This window comes from Streptomyces sp. WAC 06738, assembly GCF_003945505.1.
Classification (GTDB): domain Bacteria; phylum Actinomycetota; class Actinomycetes; order Streptomycetales; family Streptomycetaceae; genus Streptomyces.
Window position 1 is genome coordinate 6,289,100 of the sequence record NZ_CP029618.1, and the last position, 14,877, is coordinate 6,303,976.

11 protein-coding genes are annotated in these 14,877 nt (G+C 73.5%); 8 read left to right on the forward strand and 3 right to left on the reverse strand.

Going from position 1 to position 14,877, the window contains the following annotated elements:
• Positions 1–454: 454 nt before the first annotated feature.
• Entirely contained in the window at positions 455–2,413 is a 1,959-nt protein-coding gene (locus DMB38_RS27690; RefSeq protein ID WP_125937428.1) for an acyl-CoA dehydrogenase family protein, read from the forward strand.
• Positions 2,414–2,461: 48 nt separating this feature from the next.
• Here the strand turns inward: DMB38_RS27690 and DMB38_RS27695 are convergent, their stop codons facing one another.
• Positions 2,462–3,253, reverse strand: coding sequence for a metalloregulator ArsR/SmtB family transcription factor (locus DMB38_RS27695; RefSeq protein ID WP_125937429.1), 792 nt, complete (start codon positions 3,251–3,253; stop codon positions 2,462–2,464).
• 146 nt (positions 3,254–3,399) lie between these two features.
• Here DMB38_RS27695 and DMB38_RS27700 point away from each other — a divergent pair, with 146 nt between their 5' ends.
• From DMB38_RS27700 to DMB38_RS27730, 7 genes are all read left to right on the forward strand, one after another.
• Entirely contained in the window at positions 3,400–4,362 is a 963-nt protein-coding gene (locus DMB38_RS27700) for a sulfite exporter TauE/SafE family protein (protein ID WP_240662502.1), read from the forward strand.
• Positions 4,363–4,379: 17 nt separating this feature from the next.
• Positions 4,380–5,639, forward strand: a complete 1,260-nt coding sequence (gene dxr, locus DMB38_RS27705; RefSeq protein ID WP_125937430.1) for a 1-deoxy-D-xylulose-5-phosphate reductoisomerase — start codon at positions 4,380–4,382, stop codon at positions 5,637–5,639.
• Between the two features lie 30 nt (positions 5,640–5,669).
• Positions 5,670–6,986: a site-2 protease family protein gene (locus DMB38_RS27710; protein ID WP_047018388.1), complete on the forward strand. Its 1,317-nt coding sequence runs from the start codon at positions 5,670–5,672 to the stop codon at positions 6,984–6,986.
• A 254-nt stretch (positions 6,987–7,240) separates the two neighbouring features.
• Positions 7,241–8,395, forward strand: a complete 1,155-nt coding sequence (gene ispG, locus DMB38_RS27715; protein ID WP_125937431.1) for a flavodoxin-dependent (E)-4-hydroxy-3-methylbut-2-enyl-diphosphate synthase — start codon at positions 7,241–7,243, stop codon at positions 8,393–8,395.
• A 62-nt stretch (positions 8,396–8,457) separates the two neighbouring features.
• Positions 8,458–9,303 (forward strand): GNAT family N-acetyltransferase, encoded by an 846-nt coding sequence (locus DMB38_RS27720; RefSeq protein WP_125937432.1) that lies wholly within the window; start codon positions 8,458–8,460, stop codon positions 9,301–9,303.
• A 135-nt stretch (positions 9,304–9,438) separates the two neighbouring features.
• Complete coding sequence (locus tag DMB38_RS27725) at positions 9,439–9,972, forward strand: GNAT family N-acetyltransferase (RefSeq protein ID WP_125937433.1); 534 nt, start codon at positions 9,439–9,441, stop codon at positions 9,970–9,972.
• Positions 9,973–10,053: 81 nt separating this feature from the next.
• On the forward strand, positions 10,054–11,769 hold the full coding sequence (locus DMB38_RS27730) for a proline--tRNA ligase (RefSeq protein ID WP_125937434.1): 1,716 nt from the start codon (positions 10,054–10,056) through the stop codon (positions 11,767–11,769).
• A gap of 87 nt (positions 11,770–11,856) precedes the next feature.
• On the opposite strand, the gene DMB38_RS27735 is transcribed toward DMB38_RS27730, so the two are convergent.
• Together DMB38_RS27735 and DMB38_RS27740 are read right to left on the reverse strand one after the other, a co-directional pair.
• The gene (locus DMB38_RS27735) at positions 11,857–13,842 is read right to left on the reverse strand and encodes a penicillin-binding transpeptidase domain-containing protein (protein ID WP_125937435.1); all 1,986 of its coding nucleotides are present in this window, start codon (positions 13,840–13,842) and stop codon (positions 11,857–11,859) included.
• A gap of 93 nt (positions 13,843–13,935) precedes the next feature.
• Entirely contained in the window at positions 13,936–14,856 is a 921-nt protein-coding gene (locus tag DMB38_RS27740) for an aminoglycoside phosphotransferase family protein (protein ID WP_240662503.1), read from the reverse strand.
• Positions 14,857–14,877 lie beyond the last annotated feature (21 nt).

Sequence of the window (14,877 nt, forward strand, 5' to 3'; positions counted from 1 at the left end):
GGTGGGGCGGCGCGGGGGTGCGGCGCCGGGGGCGGGGTCCCGCGGCCCGCCGGTGCGCGCACGGGCCGCCGGGGCCGAGGGTACGGGGTCGGGGGCCGCCGCGGCACGGGACGCGGGGGTCTGCGCCGGGCCCGGCCGCCGCCCGGGTGATCTTGTCGGTGGGGCGGCCTAGCCTGGGGCGGGCGTGCGGGGAGAGGGCGGGGGAGGCCCGCCAGAAGGCCGGCGGAAGGCCGGCGGCAGGCCGGCGCAAGGCAGGCAGAAGGCCCACGCACGGAGCCGCGGAAGGCCAGCGGAACGCCCGCGGGAGGGCCCGGGACGGGGGCGTGGGGGCGTGCGACGGGGTGCGGGGGCACCCGATTGGCGCGCGCGGGGTGGTGTCGCCCGGCCGAATCGGGTACATACGCACAAGTAGACCGGCTGGTAACCCCTACGCAGCGGCGAGGTGAGTCCCCTCATGACCGCACCATCCACACGGCCGTCCGTCTCCGAGAAGGAAGCCAGGGAGGTCGCCGAGGCCGCACGCGAGCAGGACTGGCGCAAGCCCAGCTTCGCCAAGGAACTGTTCCTCGGCCGCTTCCGCCTCGACCTCATCCACCCCCACCCCGAGCCCGCCGCCGAGGACGTGGCGCGCGGCGAGGAGTTCCTCTCCCGGCTGCGGGACTTCTGCGAGACGAGCATCGACGGGGCCGTGATCGAGCGCGACGCGCGGATCCCCGACGAGACCGTGCGCGGGCTGAAGGAGATCGGCGCCTTCGGCATGAAGATCGACCGGAAGTACGGCGGTCTCGGCCTCACGCAGGTCTACTACAACAAGTCCCTCGCCCTCGTCGGCACCGCGAGCCCCGCCGTCGGTGCGCTGCTCTCGGCGCACCAGTCGATCGGCGTGCCGCAGCCGCTGAAGATCTTCGGCACCGAGGAGCAGAAGGAGGAGTTCCTGCCCCGGTGCGCCCGTACCGACATCTCCGCCTTCCTGCTCACCGAGCCCGACGTCGGCTCCGACCCGGCCCGGCTGGCGACCACCGCCGTCCCCGACGGCGACGGGCCCGACGCCGACTACCTGCTCGACGGGGTCAAGCTCTGGACCACCAACGGCGTCGTCGCCGACCTCCTCGTGGTGATGGCGCGGGTGCCGAAGTCGGAGGGGCACCGGGGCGGCATCTCGGCGTTCGTCGTCGAGGCCGCCTCCGAGGGCGTGACGGTGGAGAACCGCAACCAGTTCATGGGTCTGCGCGGCATCGAGAACGGCGTCACCCGCTTCCACCAGGTGCGCGTCCCCGCCGCCAACCGCATCGGCCCGGAGGGCGCGGGCCTGAAGATCGCGCTGACCACCCTCAACACCGGGCGGCTTTCCCTGCCCGCCCTGTGCGTCGGCGCCGGCAAGTGGTGCCTGAAGATCGCCCGCGGCTGGAGCGGCGCCCGCGAGCAGTGGGGCCGGCCGGTCGCCGAGCACGAGGCAGTCGGCGCGAAGGTCTCCTTCATCGCGGCGACGACGTTCGCGCTGGAGGCGGTGCTCGACCTGTCGTCCCAGATGGCCGACGAGGACCGCAACGACATCCGCATCGAGGCCGCCCTCGCCAAGCTCTACGGCTCGGAGATGGCCAGCCTCATGGCCGACGAGCTGATCCAGATCCGCGGCGGCCGCGGCTACGAGACCGCCGAGTCGCTGGCCGCCCGCGGCGAGAAGGCGATCCCGGCCGAGCAGATCGTCCGTGACCTGCGGATCAACCGGATCTTCGAGGGCTCGACTGAGATCATGCACCTCCTCATCGCCCGCGAGGCGGTGGACGCCCACCTGAAGGTCGCCGGCGACCTCATCGACCCGCAGAAGAACCTCTCCGAGAAGGCGCGCGCGGGCGCGCGGGCCGGCGGCTTCTACGCCCGCTGGCTGCCGAAGCTGGTCGCGGGCAAGGGGCAGGTGCCGCGGACATACGGCGAGTTCCACCCGCCCGGGCACCGCGACCTCTCCACCCACCTGCGCTTCGTCGAGCGCGGCGCCCGCCGGCTGGCGCGCTCGACGTTCTACGGGATGTCGCGCTGGCAGGGACGGATGGAGACCAAGCAGGGCTTCCTCGGCCGGGTGGTGGACATCGGCGCGGAGCTGTTCGCGATGAGCGCCGCGTGCGTACGGGCCGAGATGCTGCGCGCCGCCCCCGGCCGGGGCGGGCACGGCAAGGAGGCGTACGAACTGGCCGACGCCTTCTGCCGGCAGGCCCGCATCCGGGTCGAGGAGCTGTTCGGCCGGCTCTGGACGAACACCGACGACCTGGACCGCAGGGTGGTCAGGCAGGTGCTGGACGACGCGTACACCTGGCTGGAGGAGGGCATCGTCGACCCGTCGGGCGACGGCCCGTGGATCGCCGAGGCCGAGCCGGGCCCGGCGAAGAAGCCGAACCTGCACCGGCCGATCGGCTAGCGGACGGCGGTCGCGCGGACGGCGGTGCGGGCCGTCCGCGCACCGCGGTCAGGCAGGCTGCCGCTCCAGGATCGACTTGAGCTGCGAGGCGAGCATGACCCAGCCGCCGCTGACGCTCTCCAGCATCCTGCTCTCCGCGCTGTCGAAGTGGTCGTGGGTGATGGTCAGCTTCACGCCCAGCTTCGGGATCTCGGCCGGCTCGATGTCGAAGGCGACCTGCGAGCGCTCCTTGCTCGCCTCGGCGAACTCCGCGTCCGACATGCCCAGCATCTCCTGGTGCATCGGCTGCAGCGTGTGCCAGGTGTACACCAGCCGCCTGCCCGGCTCGGCCACCAGGACCCGCTGGCCCAGGTCCAGGGGCTCGCCGTTCTCCTCCAGCGGCCAGTAGACGGTCGAGCCGGCCTGCCAGTCGGAGCGGGGCGCCCAGCCGCCGTGGTACTGCTTGAGGAACTCCGGCGTCGTCAGCGCCTCGTAGAGCTTCTCGGCCGTGGTCTCGATGTAGATCGTGTAGACGAACGCGGGCTTCTTCAAGGGATTTCCTTCCAACGCTTGCTTGAGCGCGGACAGGGCCGTGAGGCGCCCGCGCTCGTACCGGCCGATCCAGCGGTCGGCCACCTCGTGGATCGGCACGGGGTTGAGGTAGTGCAGCTTCTCCCGGCCGTGCCGCACGGCGGTGACCAGGCCGGCGGACTCCAGCACCGCCAGGTGCTTGCTCACCGCCTGCCTGCTCATCTCCAGTCCCGTGCACAGCTCCCGCAGGGTCTGGCCGTTCCGCTCGTTGAGGCGGTCGAGCAGCTCTCTGCGGCTGCCGTCGGCGAGCGCCCGGAAGACGTCGTCCATGGTCACCACCTCGGTCGCCCAGATTGGCAACCAATTGGTTGCCTGTCAAGGCGGGGTCGTCGAGTGGCGGAGCTCACGGTTCGGGTGTGAAAATCGCAGAAGGCTATCCCTAGCATCCCGATAGGAAATCCCTAGTATCGATGTCTATGGAATTTTCGTGGTCGATGGTCGTGGCCGGAGCCCTCGTGGGCTGCATGGTCGGGCTCACGGGCATGGGCGGCGGCGCCCTCATGACCCCCATCATGGTGACGGTCTTCGGTGTCAACCCCACCCAGGCCATCGGCAGCGACCTCGCGACCTCGGTCTTCATGAAGCCCTTCGGCGCCGCCGTGCACCAGAAGGCGGGCACCGTCCGCTGGGACGTGGTGCGCTGGCTGCTGCCCACCGGGGTGCCGGCCGCGTTCTGCGGCGCCTTTCTCCTGCAGTTCCTCGGCGAGGGCGACGACCTGCAGAGCCGGGTGAAGATCGTCATCGGCGCGGCGCTGCTGCTCGCCGTCACCGGCATGCTCGCCCGGATGTGGCTGGACCGGCGGCGCGCCGCGCAGGGCGAGGAGACCGAGGACGCGCACGTGCCGGTACGCCCCGTGCCCACGCTGGTCATCGGGCTCGTCGGCGGCCTCGTCGTCGGCATGACCTCGGTCGGCTCCGGCTCGCTGATCATCGTGATGCTGATGCTCGTGCACCCCCGGCTCAAGGCCAACCACCTCGTCGGCACCGACCTCGTCCAGGCCATCCCGATCGTCGCCGCCGCCGCGGGCGGACACTTCCTCGTCGGCGACGCCAGCCTGGGGCTCGCGGCCGTGCTCCTCCTCGGCGCCATCCCCGGCGTGCTCGTCGGCGCCGTGCTCTCCACCCGCGCCCCCGGCGCCGTGCTGCGCTGGGTGCTGGCGATCATCCTGCTCGCCACCGGCCTCTCCCTGGTGCACGTGCCGGAAACCGTCATCGTCCCGGCCTGCGCCGTGCTCGCCGCGTACGCCGTGATCAGCAGCCGCGCCCGCCGCCCGCGGCCCGCGACGGCCGCCGCCGGAGCCCCGGCGGTGGACGGCGAATCGACGGGTGAGCCACCGGCGGACGGCATCGAGAGGGCATCTGCTCCGCGCCAAGTGTGAGCGGACACAATGGGGCGATGACCGAGACCTCTGCTGCCCCGCTCGCCGATCCGCACCTGCGTCCCGCGACCGCCGACGACGGCCCCCGCGAGATCGTCATCCTCGGCTCGACCGGATCCATCGGCACCCAGGCCATCGACATCGTGCTGCGCAACCCCGGCCGGTTCCGGGTCACCGCCCTGTCCGCGGCGGGCGGCCGGGTGGAGCTGCTGGCCGAGCAGGCGCACAAGCTGCGCGTACGCCGCGTCGCGGTCGCCCGCGCCGACAAGGCGGGCGAGCTGCGCGAGGCGCTGGCCGCGCGGTACGGGGCCGGGGAGCCGCTGCCCGAGGTGCTGGCGGGTCCCGACGCGGCCACCGAGGTCGCCGCCGACGAGTGCCACACCGTGCTCAACGGCATCACCGGCTCCATCGGCCTCGCGCCCACGCTCGCCGCCCTCAAGGCGGGTCGGATGCTGGCGCTGGCCAACAAGGAGTCGCTGATCGTCGGCGGTCCGCTGGTGAAGGAGGTGGCCAGGCACGGCCAGATCGTCCCCGTGGACTCCGAGCACTCCGCCCTCTACCAGGCCCTGCTCGGCGGCACCCGCGGCGAGGTCCGCAAGCTGCTCGTCACCGCATCCGGCGGCCCGTTCCGCGGCCGGACGCGCGAGGAGCTGACGGAGGTCACCCCAAAGCAGGCGCTCGCCCACCCCACCTGGGACATGGGCCCGGTCGTCACCATCAACTCCTCCACCCTGGTCAACAAGGGCTTGGAGGTCATCGAGGCGCACCTGCTCTACGACGTGCCCTTCGACCGCATCGAGGTCGTCGTCCACCCGCAGTCCTACGTGCACTCGATGGTCGAGTTCACCGACGGCTCCACCCTGGCCCAGGCCAGCCCGCCCGACATGCGGATGCCGATCGCGCTGGCGCTGGGCTGGCCCGACCGGGTGCCGGACGCCGCGCCCGCCTTCGACTGGTCGGCCGCCGCCACCTGGGAGTTCTTCCCGCTCGACGAGAAGGCGTTCCCTTCCGTGCCGCTGGCCTGCCACGTCGGCGCCCTCGGCGGCACCGCCCCGGCGGTCTTCAACGCGGCGAACGAGGAGTGTGTCGACGGCTTCCTCACCGGCAAGCTCCCGTTCCTTGGCATCATGGACACGGTCAGCCAGGTCGTCGCGGAACACGGCACGGACGATCCGGGAACCCGGCTGACGGTCGCGGACGTCCTCGAAGCCGAGACCTGGGCGCGCGCCCGGGCCAGGGAGCTGGCCGGGCTGCCTGCCGACCAGCACGACAAGTGACGATCGACAACTGATGACGAAGGTGCGCCCATGACGACACTCATGACGATTCTCGGCATCGTCGTCTTCGCCCTCGGGCTCCTCGTCTCCATCGCCTGGCACGAGTTCGGCCACCTCAGCACGGCCAAGATGTTCGGCATCCGCGTCCCGCAGTACATGGTCGGCTTCGGCCCCACGATGTTCTCCCGCAAGAAGGGGGAGACCGAGTACGGCATCAAGTGGATCCCGCTCGGCGGCTACATCCGCATGATCGGGATGTTCCCGCCGGGCGAGGACGGGCGGGTACAGCAGCGCTCCACCTCGCCGTTCCGCGGGATGATCGAGGACGCCAGGCAGGCGGCGTACGAGGAGCTGGAGCCCGGCGACGAGAAGCGGCTGTTCTACACGCGGGCCCCGTGGAAGCGGGTCGTCGTGATGTTCGCCGGGCCGTTCATGAACCTGGTGCTGGCCGTCGTGGTGTTCGTCGGCGTGATGATGACGTTCGGCATCGCCACCCAGACCACGACCGTCGGCTCGGTCTCCGACTGCGTGATCAAGGCCGAGTCGGTCGCCGAGAACCCGGACCGCAAGTGCAGCGACGCCGACCCCGCCGCGCCCGCGAAGAAGGCGGGGCTGGAGCGCGGCGACCGGATCGTGGCGTTCAACGGCCGCCCGGTCGGCGACTGGGAGACCCTGCAGAAGAGCATCCGCGAGACCATCGGCCCGGCCACCGTCACCGTCGAGCGCGACGGCAAGCGCGTCGACCTGCACCCCACGCTCACCGAGAACACGGTCAGCAAGAGCGACGGCGACGGCGGCTACGTCGACGGCGAGTACGTGAAGGCCGGCTTCCTCGGCTTCACCCCCGCCACCGGCGTGGTCAAGCAGGACTTCGGCCAGTCCGTGGACCGCATGGGCGACATGGTGGTCAACGGCTTCGACGCGCTGATCGCGCTCCCCTCCAAGGTCCCCGACCTGTGGGACGCGGCGTTCCAGGGCGAGGAGCGCAAGGAGGACTCGCCGGTCGGCGTCGTCGGCGCGGCCCGGGTCGGCGGCGAGGTGCTGAACCTCGACATCCCGCCGGAGCAGCGGGTGGCGTCGATGCTGCTGCTGGTGGCGGGCTTCAACCTGTCGCTCTTCCTCTTCAACATGCTGCCGCTGCTGCCGCTGGACGGCGGCCACATCGCGGGGGCGCTGTGGGAGTCGGTGCGGCGCGCGTTCGCGCGGGTCTTCCGGCGACCCGATCCCGGGCCCTTCGACGTCGCCAAGCTGATGCCGGTGGCGTACGTGGTCGCCGGGGTGTTCATCTGCTTCACGCTGCTGGTGCTCGTCGCGGACGTGGTGAACCCGGTGAAGCTCACGGGCTGACCCGGGCGGCGGAGCGGGGCGCGGACCAGGCCGTACGCGCCCGCCCGCCGCCTCCCGGCGCCCGCGCCGGTCCGCGCGGCGCGGCCGGGCCGCGCATCCGGCGCACCGTGCGGTAAACGTACGGTGCCGGTTTATCGACACTTCCGGTGACCACCCCGGCACCGGCCGCGGCCCGGCGCACGGGTGCCGTAATCTCGGTAGCCGGGCCCTCATCCGGCGGGGGCCATGATCCGTACAACAGGGGTTGCCGCCAGATGACTGCCGTTTCGCTGGGAATGCCGTCCGTTCCGCTGAAGATGGCTGAGCGCAGGGCGAGTCGTACGCTGCAGGTCGGTTCCGTCGCCGTCGGCGGCGACGCGCCGGTCTCCGTCCAGTCGATGACCACCACCCGCACCTCCGACATCGGCGCCACCCTCCAGCAGATCGCCGAGCTGACCGCCTCCGGCTGCCAGATCGTCCGGGTCGCCTGCCCCACGCAGGACGACGCCGACGCGCTGCCCGTGATCGCCAGGAAGTCGCAGATCCCCGTCATCGCGGACATCCACTTCCAGCCGAAGTACGTCTACGCCGCGATCGACGCCGGCTGCGCCGCGGTCCGGGTGAACCCGGGCAACATCAAGAAGTTCGACGACCAGGTCAAGCAGATCGCCCGGGCGGCCTCCGCCGCCGGCACCCCCATCCGTATCGGGGTGAACGCGGGCTCGCTCGACCGGCGGCTGCTCGCGAAGTACGGCAGGGCCACCCCGGAGGCGCTGGTCGAGTCCGCGCTGTGGGAGTGCTCGCTCTTCGAGGAGCACGGCTTCACGGACATCAAGATCTCGGTGAAGCACAACGACCCGGTCGTCATGGTCAACGCCTACCGGCAGCTCGCCGCCCAGTGCGACTACCCGCTGCACCTCGGCGTCACCGAGGCGGGACCCGCCTTCCAGGGCACCATCAAGTCCGCCGTCGCCTTCGGCGCGCTCCTCGGCGAGGGCATCGGCGACACGATCCGCGTCTCCCTCTCCGCCCCGCCGGTGGAGGAGGTCAAGGTCGGCATCCAGATCCTGGAGTCCCTCGGGCTGCGCGAGCGCCGGCTGGAGATCGTCTCCTGCCCCTCCTGCGGCCGCGCCCAGGTCGACGTCTACAAGCTCGCCGACGAGGTCACCGCCGGTCTGGACGGCATGGAGGTGCCGCTGCGCGTCGCCGTCATGGGCTGCGTCGTCAACGGTCCCGGCGAGGCCCGCGAGGCCGACCTCGGCGTCGCCTCCGGCAACGGCAAGGGCCAGATCTTCGTGAAGGGAGAGGTCATCAAGACCGTCCCCGAGTCGAAGATCGTCGAGACGCTCATCGAGGAGGCGATGAAGATCGCCGACCGGATGGAGGCCGACGGCGCCGCCGCCGGCGAGCCGGAGGTCACCGTCGGCTGACCGCCGGGCACGGCGCGTACCCGCAGGAAGCGGGCGGACGCCCGCACGGGTACAGTGCCGCTGTGTTGACGACCACCACCACCCGGCTGCTGGAGCCCGCGGAGCTCGACGCCGCCCGCGCCGTGCTCGACCGCGAACCGGTCGCCAACGCGTTCGTCGCCTCCCGCGTCGCCGTCGCGGGGCTCGATCCCTGGCGGCTCGGCGGTGAGCTGTGGGGCTGGTACGCGGGCGGGCGGCTGGAGTCCCTCTGCTACGCCGGCGCCAACCTCGTGCCCGTCTGCGCCACCCCCGAGGCGGTCCGCGGCTTCGCCGAGCGCGCCCGGCGCGCGGGGCGCCGCTGCTCCTCGATCGTCGGCCCGGCCGAGCCCACCGCCGAGTTGTGGTCCCTGCTGGAGCCCGCCTGGGGACCGGCGCGCGAGGTGCGGGCGCGGCAGCCGCTGATGGTCACCACCTCGATGCCGGCGGAGGTCATGCCCGACCCGCTGGTCCGCCGCATCCGCAAGGACGAGATGGACCTGATCATGCCCGCGTGCGTGGCCATGTTCACCGAGGAGGTCGGGATCTCGCCGCTCGCCGGCGACGGCGGGCTGCTGTACCAGGCGCGGGTCGCGGAACTGGTGGGCGGCGGCCGGTCCTTCGCGCGCGTGGAGGACGGCGAGGTCGTCTTCAAGGCGGAGATCGGCGCGGCGACGGCGCACGCGTGCCAGATCCAGGGCGTGTGGGTGGCACCCGGGCACCGCGGGCGCGGGCTGTCGGAGATCGGCCTCGCGGCCGTCCTGCGGTACGCGCTCCGCGAGGTGGCGCCGGTGGTCAGCTTGTACGTGAACGACTTCAACACGGTGGCGCGCGCGGCGTATCGCCGGGTGGGCTTCCGCGAGGTCGGGGCGTTCATGAGCGTGCTGTTCTGAGAGCCGGGTCCGCGGCGGCGCGGAGCAGCGCGGGGTGCGTAGGCGCGCCGGGTCCGCGGCCTTCCGGCGTCGCGGCGGGGCGGGGCCACGGGGGTTGGGCCGACGGGCCGCGGGCGCAGGGTAGGGTGCGCAGCCATGGATGACGTCGTCGTCGGCCCTCTCGACCTCGCCGCCCGCGTGGACGACGCGCTTGCCGTCCAGGCCGTCGCCTTCGGGCTCACCGACGACGAGATCGCCGTCCGCCGCCATGTCGTGCTGCGGCACCTGACCAACACGGGCGCCCGCGCGCTGGGCGCCACCACCGCGGCCGGCCGGCTCGTCGGGTTCGTCTACGGCATGCCGAACAACCGCGTGTACTGGTGGTCCACCGTCGTCCAGCCCTATCTGCGCGCCGCCGGCGAGGACCGCTGGCTCGACGACGCCTTCGTCATCACCGAACTCCACGTGCACCCCGCCTTCCAGCAGCGCGGCATCGGCCGCGAGCTGATCACGCGGATCACCGACTCCGCCGCGGAGCCCAGGAGCCTGCTCTCGGCGATCGACGTGGAGAGCCCCGCGCGCCACCTCTACCGGCAGCTCGGCTACCGCGACCTCGCCCGCCGCGTGGTCTTCCCCGGCGCCCCCAGTCCGTACGTGGTGATGGGCGCGGAGCTGCCGCTGCTGCGCTGAGTTGTCCACAACCGGCGAGTTGTCCACAGCTTCGGCGGACGAATTACCGGCGGGCCCGCGTCCGGCGCTAGAGTCCGGGGCATGAGCCAGCACAGCCACGTTCAGCGCATGTCCCGGATGATGCTCAAGACGCTGCGCGACGACCCCGCCGACGCCGAGACCGCGAGCCACAAGCTGCTCGTCCGCGCGGGCTATGTCCGCCGCTCGTCCGCCGGGGTGTGGACGTGGCTGCCGCTCGGCAAGCGGGTCCTGGAGAACGTGGCGCGGGTCGTCCGCGAGGAGATGGACGCGATCGGCGGCCAGGAGGTGCTGCTGCCCGCCCTGCTGCCCCGCGAGCTGTACGAGACGACGGGCCGCGCCGAGGAGTACGGCGACCTGCTCTTCTCCCTCAAGGACCGCAAGGGCGTGGACTATGTGCTGGGTCCCACGCACGAGGAGCTCTTCGCCCAGGTCGTCAAGGATCAGTGCTCGTCCTACAAGGACCTGCCCGTGATCCTCTACCAGATCCAGATCAAGTACCGGGACGAGGCGCGGCCCCGCTCCGGCGTGCTGCGCGGCCGCGAGTTCCACATGAAGGACTCGTACTCCTTCGACACCTCGGACGAGGGCCTGGCCGCCGCCTACGGGCTGCACCGCGAGGCGTACCAGCGGATCTTCGAGCGGCTCGGCTTCGACTACCGGATCGTCTCCGCCGTCTCCGGCGCCATGGGCGGCTCGGCCAGCGAGGAGTTCCTGGCCCCCGCCGCCGCCGGCGAGGACACCTATGTGCAGTGCCCCTCCTGCGGCTTCGCCGCGAACACCGAGGCGCTGACGACGACGGTGGCGCCCTCCCCGGCCGACGGCCACCCGCCGGTCGAGGAGCTGGACACCCCCGACACCCCGACGATCGAGACCCTCGCCGCGCACCTGGACATCCCCGCGTCCGCGACGCTGAAGAACCTGCTGGTGAAGGTCGACGGCGAGATCACCGCGGTCGGCGTGCCGGGCGACCGCGAGGTGGACCTGGGCAAGCTCGCCGAGCACCTGGCCCCGGCCCAGGTCGAGGTCGTCACCGCCGAGGACTTCGCCGGCCGCCCCGACCTGGTCCGGGGGTACGTCGGCCCGCAGGGCATGGCCGGCAAGGCGTTCCGCTACCTCGCCGACCCCCGGGTCGCCCCGGGCACCTCGTGGGTGACCGGCGCCAACAAGCCCGACTCGCACGCGCGCAACGTGGTGTGCGGCCGCGACTTCGAGGTCGACCAGTACCTCGACGTGGTCGTCGTCGAGCCCGGCGACCCCTGCCCGCGCTGCGGCGCGGGCATCGAGCTGGACCGGGCCATCGAGATCGGCCACATCTTCCAGCTCGGCCGCAAGTACGCCGACGCCTTCGAGCTGGACGTCCTCGGCCAGAACGGCAAGCCGGTGCGGGTGACCATGGGTTCGTACGGGATCGGGGTCTCCCGGGCCGTCGCCGCGCTCGCCGAGCAGACGCACGACGAGCTGGGGCTCTGCTGGCCGCGCGAGGTGGCCCCGGCGGACGTGCACATCGTCGCGGCGGGCAAGGCCAAGCAGACGGAGCTGGCGCTGGAGCTTGCGGAGAAGCTGGGCGCCGCGGGCGTGCGGGTACTGGTGGACGACCGGGCGTCGGTGTCGCCCGGCGTGAAGTTCACCGACGCCGAGCTGATCGGGGTGCCGCAGATCCTGGTCGCCGGGCGGCGCGCGGGTGAGGGCGTGGTGGAGCTGAAGGACCGCCGCACCGGCGAGCGCGAGGAACTGCCGGTGGACGAGGCGCTGGCGCGGCTGACGGCGGCGGGGTGAGAGCCGCGGCACCGGCCGCGGAGAACCGGCGGAGCTGACCGGCGGCGGGCCGCCGCCGTGGGGGCGGCGCGCGGCCGGGTGGCGGCGTCAGCGGCCGGAGCCGCCCTGTGCGGGCGCGGCCGCGCGGAGGAAGTCGGCGGCGACGGGGCCCGCGTCCTTGCCGCCGGAGCCCCCGTCCTCGATGAGCACGCTGAACGCGAGGTCGGCGCCCTCCAGATAGCCGATCATCCAGGCGTGGGTGCGTGGGGGCACCTCCCGCGCGCGCCCGGCGCGCTGTGGGGGAGTGTTCCGGGTGCCGAATTCGGCGGTGCCCGTCTTGGCGTGCGGCCGGCCCGGGAGCCCCGCGAGCGCGGAGCCCGAGCCCTCGGTGACGACGTCGCGCATGAGCGAGCGCAACTGGCCGTAGGTGCGCGCGTCGAGCGTCTCCGGCGCCCGGTACGGCTCGTCCACCGCGTCCGGCACCAGCACCGGCTGCCGGAACCGGCCGTCCTTCACCGTCGCCGCCACCGACGCCATCACCAGCGGGCTCGCCTCCACCCGGCCCTGCCCGATCATCGCCGCCGCCTTGTCGTTCTCGCCCTCGGCCGCCGGCACGCTGCCGTCGAAGGTGGCCGCGCCGACCTGCCAGGTGCCGCCGATGCCGAAGGCGCGGGCGGTGCGCGTCAGGGTCCGCTCGTCCAGGTCGTCGCGCAGGCCCACGAAGGCCGTGTTGCAGGACTGCGCGAACGCCTCCGCGAAGGTCGCGCCGGGCGGGAGATCGAACTCGCCCTGGTTCTCGAAGCGTTGCCCCGCCACGTGCGCCGCCGCCGGGCAGGGCACCCGGTCCCCGGCGGCGAGACCGCCGTCCAGGAGCGCGGCGGCGGTGACCGTCTTGAAGGTGGAGCCGGGCGGGAAGCGGCCGGTCAGCGCGTGGCTCTCGCCGGTGTCCGGGCTGTCGGCGACGGCCAGCACCCGGCCCGTACCGGGGTCGATCGCGACGATCGAGGCGCTCTTGCCGAGCCCGCCGACGGACTCCTCCGCGGCCCGCTGCACACCCGGGTCGATCGTCGTGCGCACCGGCTTGCCCGCGCCCGGCCGCTTGCGGGCCAGGGTGCGCACCGGGGCGCCCGTCGCCCGGTCGGCGATCACGACCTCGGCGCCGGGCGCCGCGTACAGCCGCTCGTCGTAGCGCGCCTGCAGCGCCGAGGTGCCCCTGCCGGAGTCCGGCGCGACGGCGCCGACCAGGGAGCGGGCCAGGTGCGCGACGGGCTGGCGGGAGTCGGCGAACTGCAGCCCGGGGACGGCCAGCAGCCGGTCGCGGTGCTGCCGGTAGACCTCGTCCCGCAGCGTCACCACCGGTACCGACTCGTCCGGGTCCGCGGCGGCCACGCGCTTCTTCAGCCGCGGCACGTCGAGGTCCGCGCCGAGCGCGGGGTCGGCCAGGGCGGCGTACGCGCGGCCGGGGTCCGACAGCTTCGCGGGCCAGATGGAGACGGCCCACACCGTGGCGTCGCCGGCCAGCTCCGACCCGTCGGCGGCGAGTATCGGGGCGCGCTCGGCGCGCCGGGTGGTGGTCACGAGGGTCTGGTGGCGGCGGAGCGCGGGGTGCACCAGCCGGGGCTCCCAGCGCACCTGCCAGCCACTGCCCCTCCCGTCACCGCCCGGCCCGTCGCCGCCGGATCCGCCGTCATCGCCGTGGGACGGGGGCAGGGCCACCGCGCGGGTCTCGTACTCCCAGGTGCCGAAGGCGGGCAGCCGCAGCCGGACGGAGAACGGCACGGTGTACGTGCCGTCGTCGCCCTTCTCGGCGTCGTCGAGGGAGACGAACACGTCCTTCGGGTCCAGCCCGCGGTGGACGGAGTCCAGCAGGTCGGCGGCGGCCCGGGGCCGGTCGGTGTGGCGCGCGGCCTCCTCGTTCGCGCCGCGCGCCCAGGCGGCCACGTACGCCCGCACCCCCTCCTGCGCGTCGGCCGCGGCGTCGTCCCCGCCCCGCACGTACGCGAAGGTCGCGGCCAGCACCCCGGCCGCGACCAGTACGGCCCCGGCGACCAGGGCCCACTGGGACCGTGTGCGCGAGGGCGGGGCCGGATCCATGCGGGCATCCTAGGGCGTCGCCCCCGCCGCCCAGGGGGCGCCAACAGGCCGTCCGCGGACGGCCGTCGGCCGCCGCCGGCGGCCCGGGAGCGGTCAGAGCCAGCCCGCGTACTCCAAGTGGAGTTCGCCGCCGTTGCGGTCGCCGCGGGCCAGGGCCGTCACGCCCGTCGCGACGCAGCGGAAGAGCGTCCAGTCCCGCAGCCGGTCCCGGTCGACATCCAGCGCGTCCGCCAGCTTCGTCAGCCGCCGCCTCGTCGCCGCCGCCGCGCCCGGCGCGGCCACCAGGGTGTCGACGCGGTCCCGCGCCGGCCAGGCCAGGTCGTACGCCCGCTCGCCCACCAGCGGCCGCGGCCCCACCGCGAGCCACGGCATCCGCTCGCCGGCCAGCACGTGCCCCTGGTGGTAGTCGCCGTGCAGCAGCACGTCGGGCCCCGCCGCCGCCCGGTCGCCGAGCAGCGCCTCGCGCCGGTCGAGCGCCGCGTCGACCAGCTCCGCGTACGGCTCGGCGCGCAGCGCGCGCAGCCGCTCCGCGAGCCGCCCGGTGTGCTCGGCCACGGTCGGCAGCGGGTGGCCCGCGGGCGGCGCGGTCCACAGCCGCTGCAGCGTCGCCGCCGCCTCCAACTGCGCCTTCGCCTCCGCCAGCGAGCGGAGGCTGACGTCCGCCTGGAGCCGTTCCAGCAGCAGCGCCCCCGACGCGGCCTCGGCGCGCAGCAGCCGCACGGCGCCGACGCCGTTCCAGTGCTCCAGCGCGCGCTGCTCGGCCGCGATGCGCTCCGGCTCGTACGCGACCTTGAGCGCCGCCGGAGTGCCGTCCTCCTGCCGTACGAGGACGAGGACGCTGGTCCTGCCGCCCGGCGCGTGCACCCGCTCCGGAGTCAGCTCCCAGCGCCGCAGCAACCCCTCCACCAGCCCGGACAGCCCCGCGAGCCAGGCGTGGCCCGGGTCGCCGTGGGCGGAGACGTGGCGCACCAGGCGCTCCGGCGGCTCGGCCCTGTACTGCGGTGCAGATGCCATACGGGCGGTGTCCTCTTGCTG

Bases quoted from the DNA above. Each gene is read 5' to 3' on its own strand.
- DMB38_RS27690 (WP_125937428.1), top strand. From the start codon at position 455: ATGACCGCACCATCCACACGGCCGTCCGTCTCCGAGAAGGAAGCCAGG.
- DMB38_RS27695 (WP_125937429.1), bottom strand. From the start codon at position 3,253: ATGGACGACGTCTTCCGGGCGCTCGCCGACGGCAGCCGCAGAGAGCTG.
- DMB38_RS27700 (WP_240662502.1), top strand. From the start codon at position 3,400: ATGGAATTTTCGTGGTCGATGGTCGTGGCCGGAGCCCTCGTGGGCTGC.
- dxr (WP_125937430.1), top strand. From the start codon at position 4,380: ATGACCGAGACCTCTGCTGCCCCGCTCGCCGATCCGCACCTGCGTCCC.
- DMB38_RS27710 (WP_047018388.1), top strand. From the start codon at position 5,670: ATGACGACACTCATGACGATTCTCGGCATCGTCGTCTTCGCCCTCGGG.
- ispG (WP_125937431.1), top strand. From the start codon at position 7,241: ATGACTGCCGTTTCGCTGGGAATGCCGTCCGTTCCGCTGAAGATGGCT.
- DMB38_RS27725 (WP_125937433.1), top strand. From the start codon at position 9,439: ATGGATGACGTCGTCGTCGGCCCTCTCGACCTCGCCGCCCGCGTGGAC.
- DMB38_RS27730 (WP_125937434.1), top strand. From the start codon at position 10,054: ATGAGCCAGCACAGCCACGTTCAGCGCATGTCCCGGATGATGCTCAAG.
- DMB38_RS27735 (WP_125937435.1), bottom strand. From the start codon at position 13,842: ATGGATCCGGCCCCGCCCTCGCGCACACGGTCCCAGTGGGCCCTGGTC.
- DMB38_RS27740 (WP_240662503.1), bottom strand. From the start codon at position 14,856: ATGGCATCTGCACCGCAGTACAGGGCCGAGCCGCCGGAGCGCCTGGTG.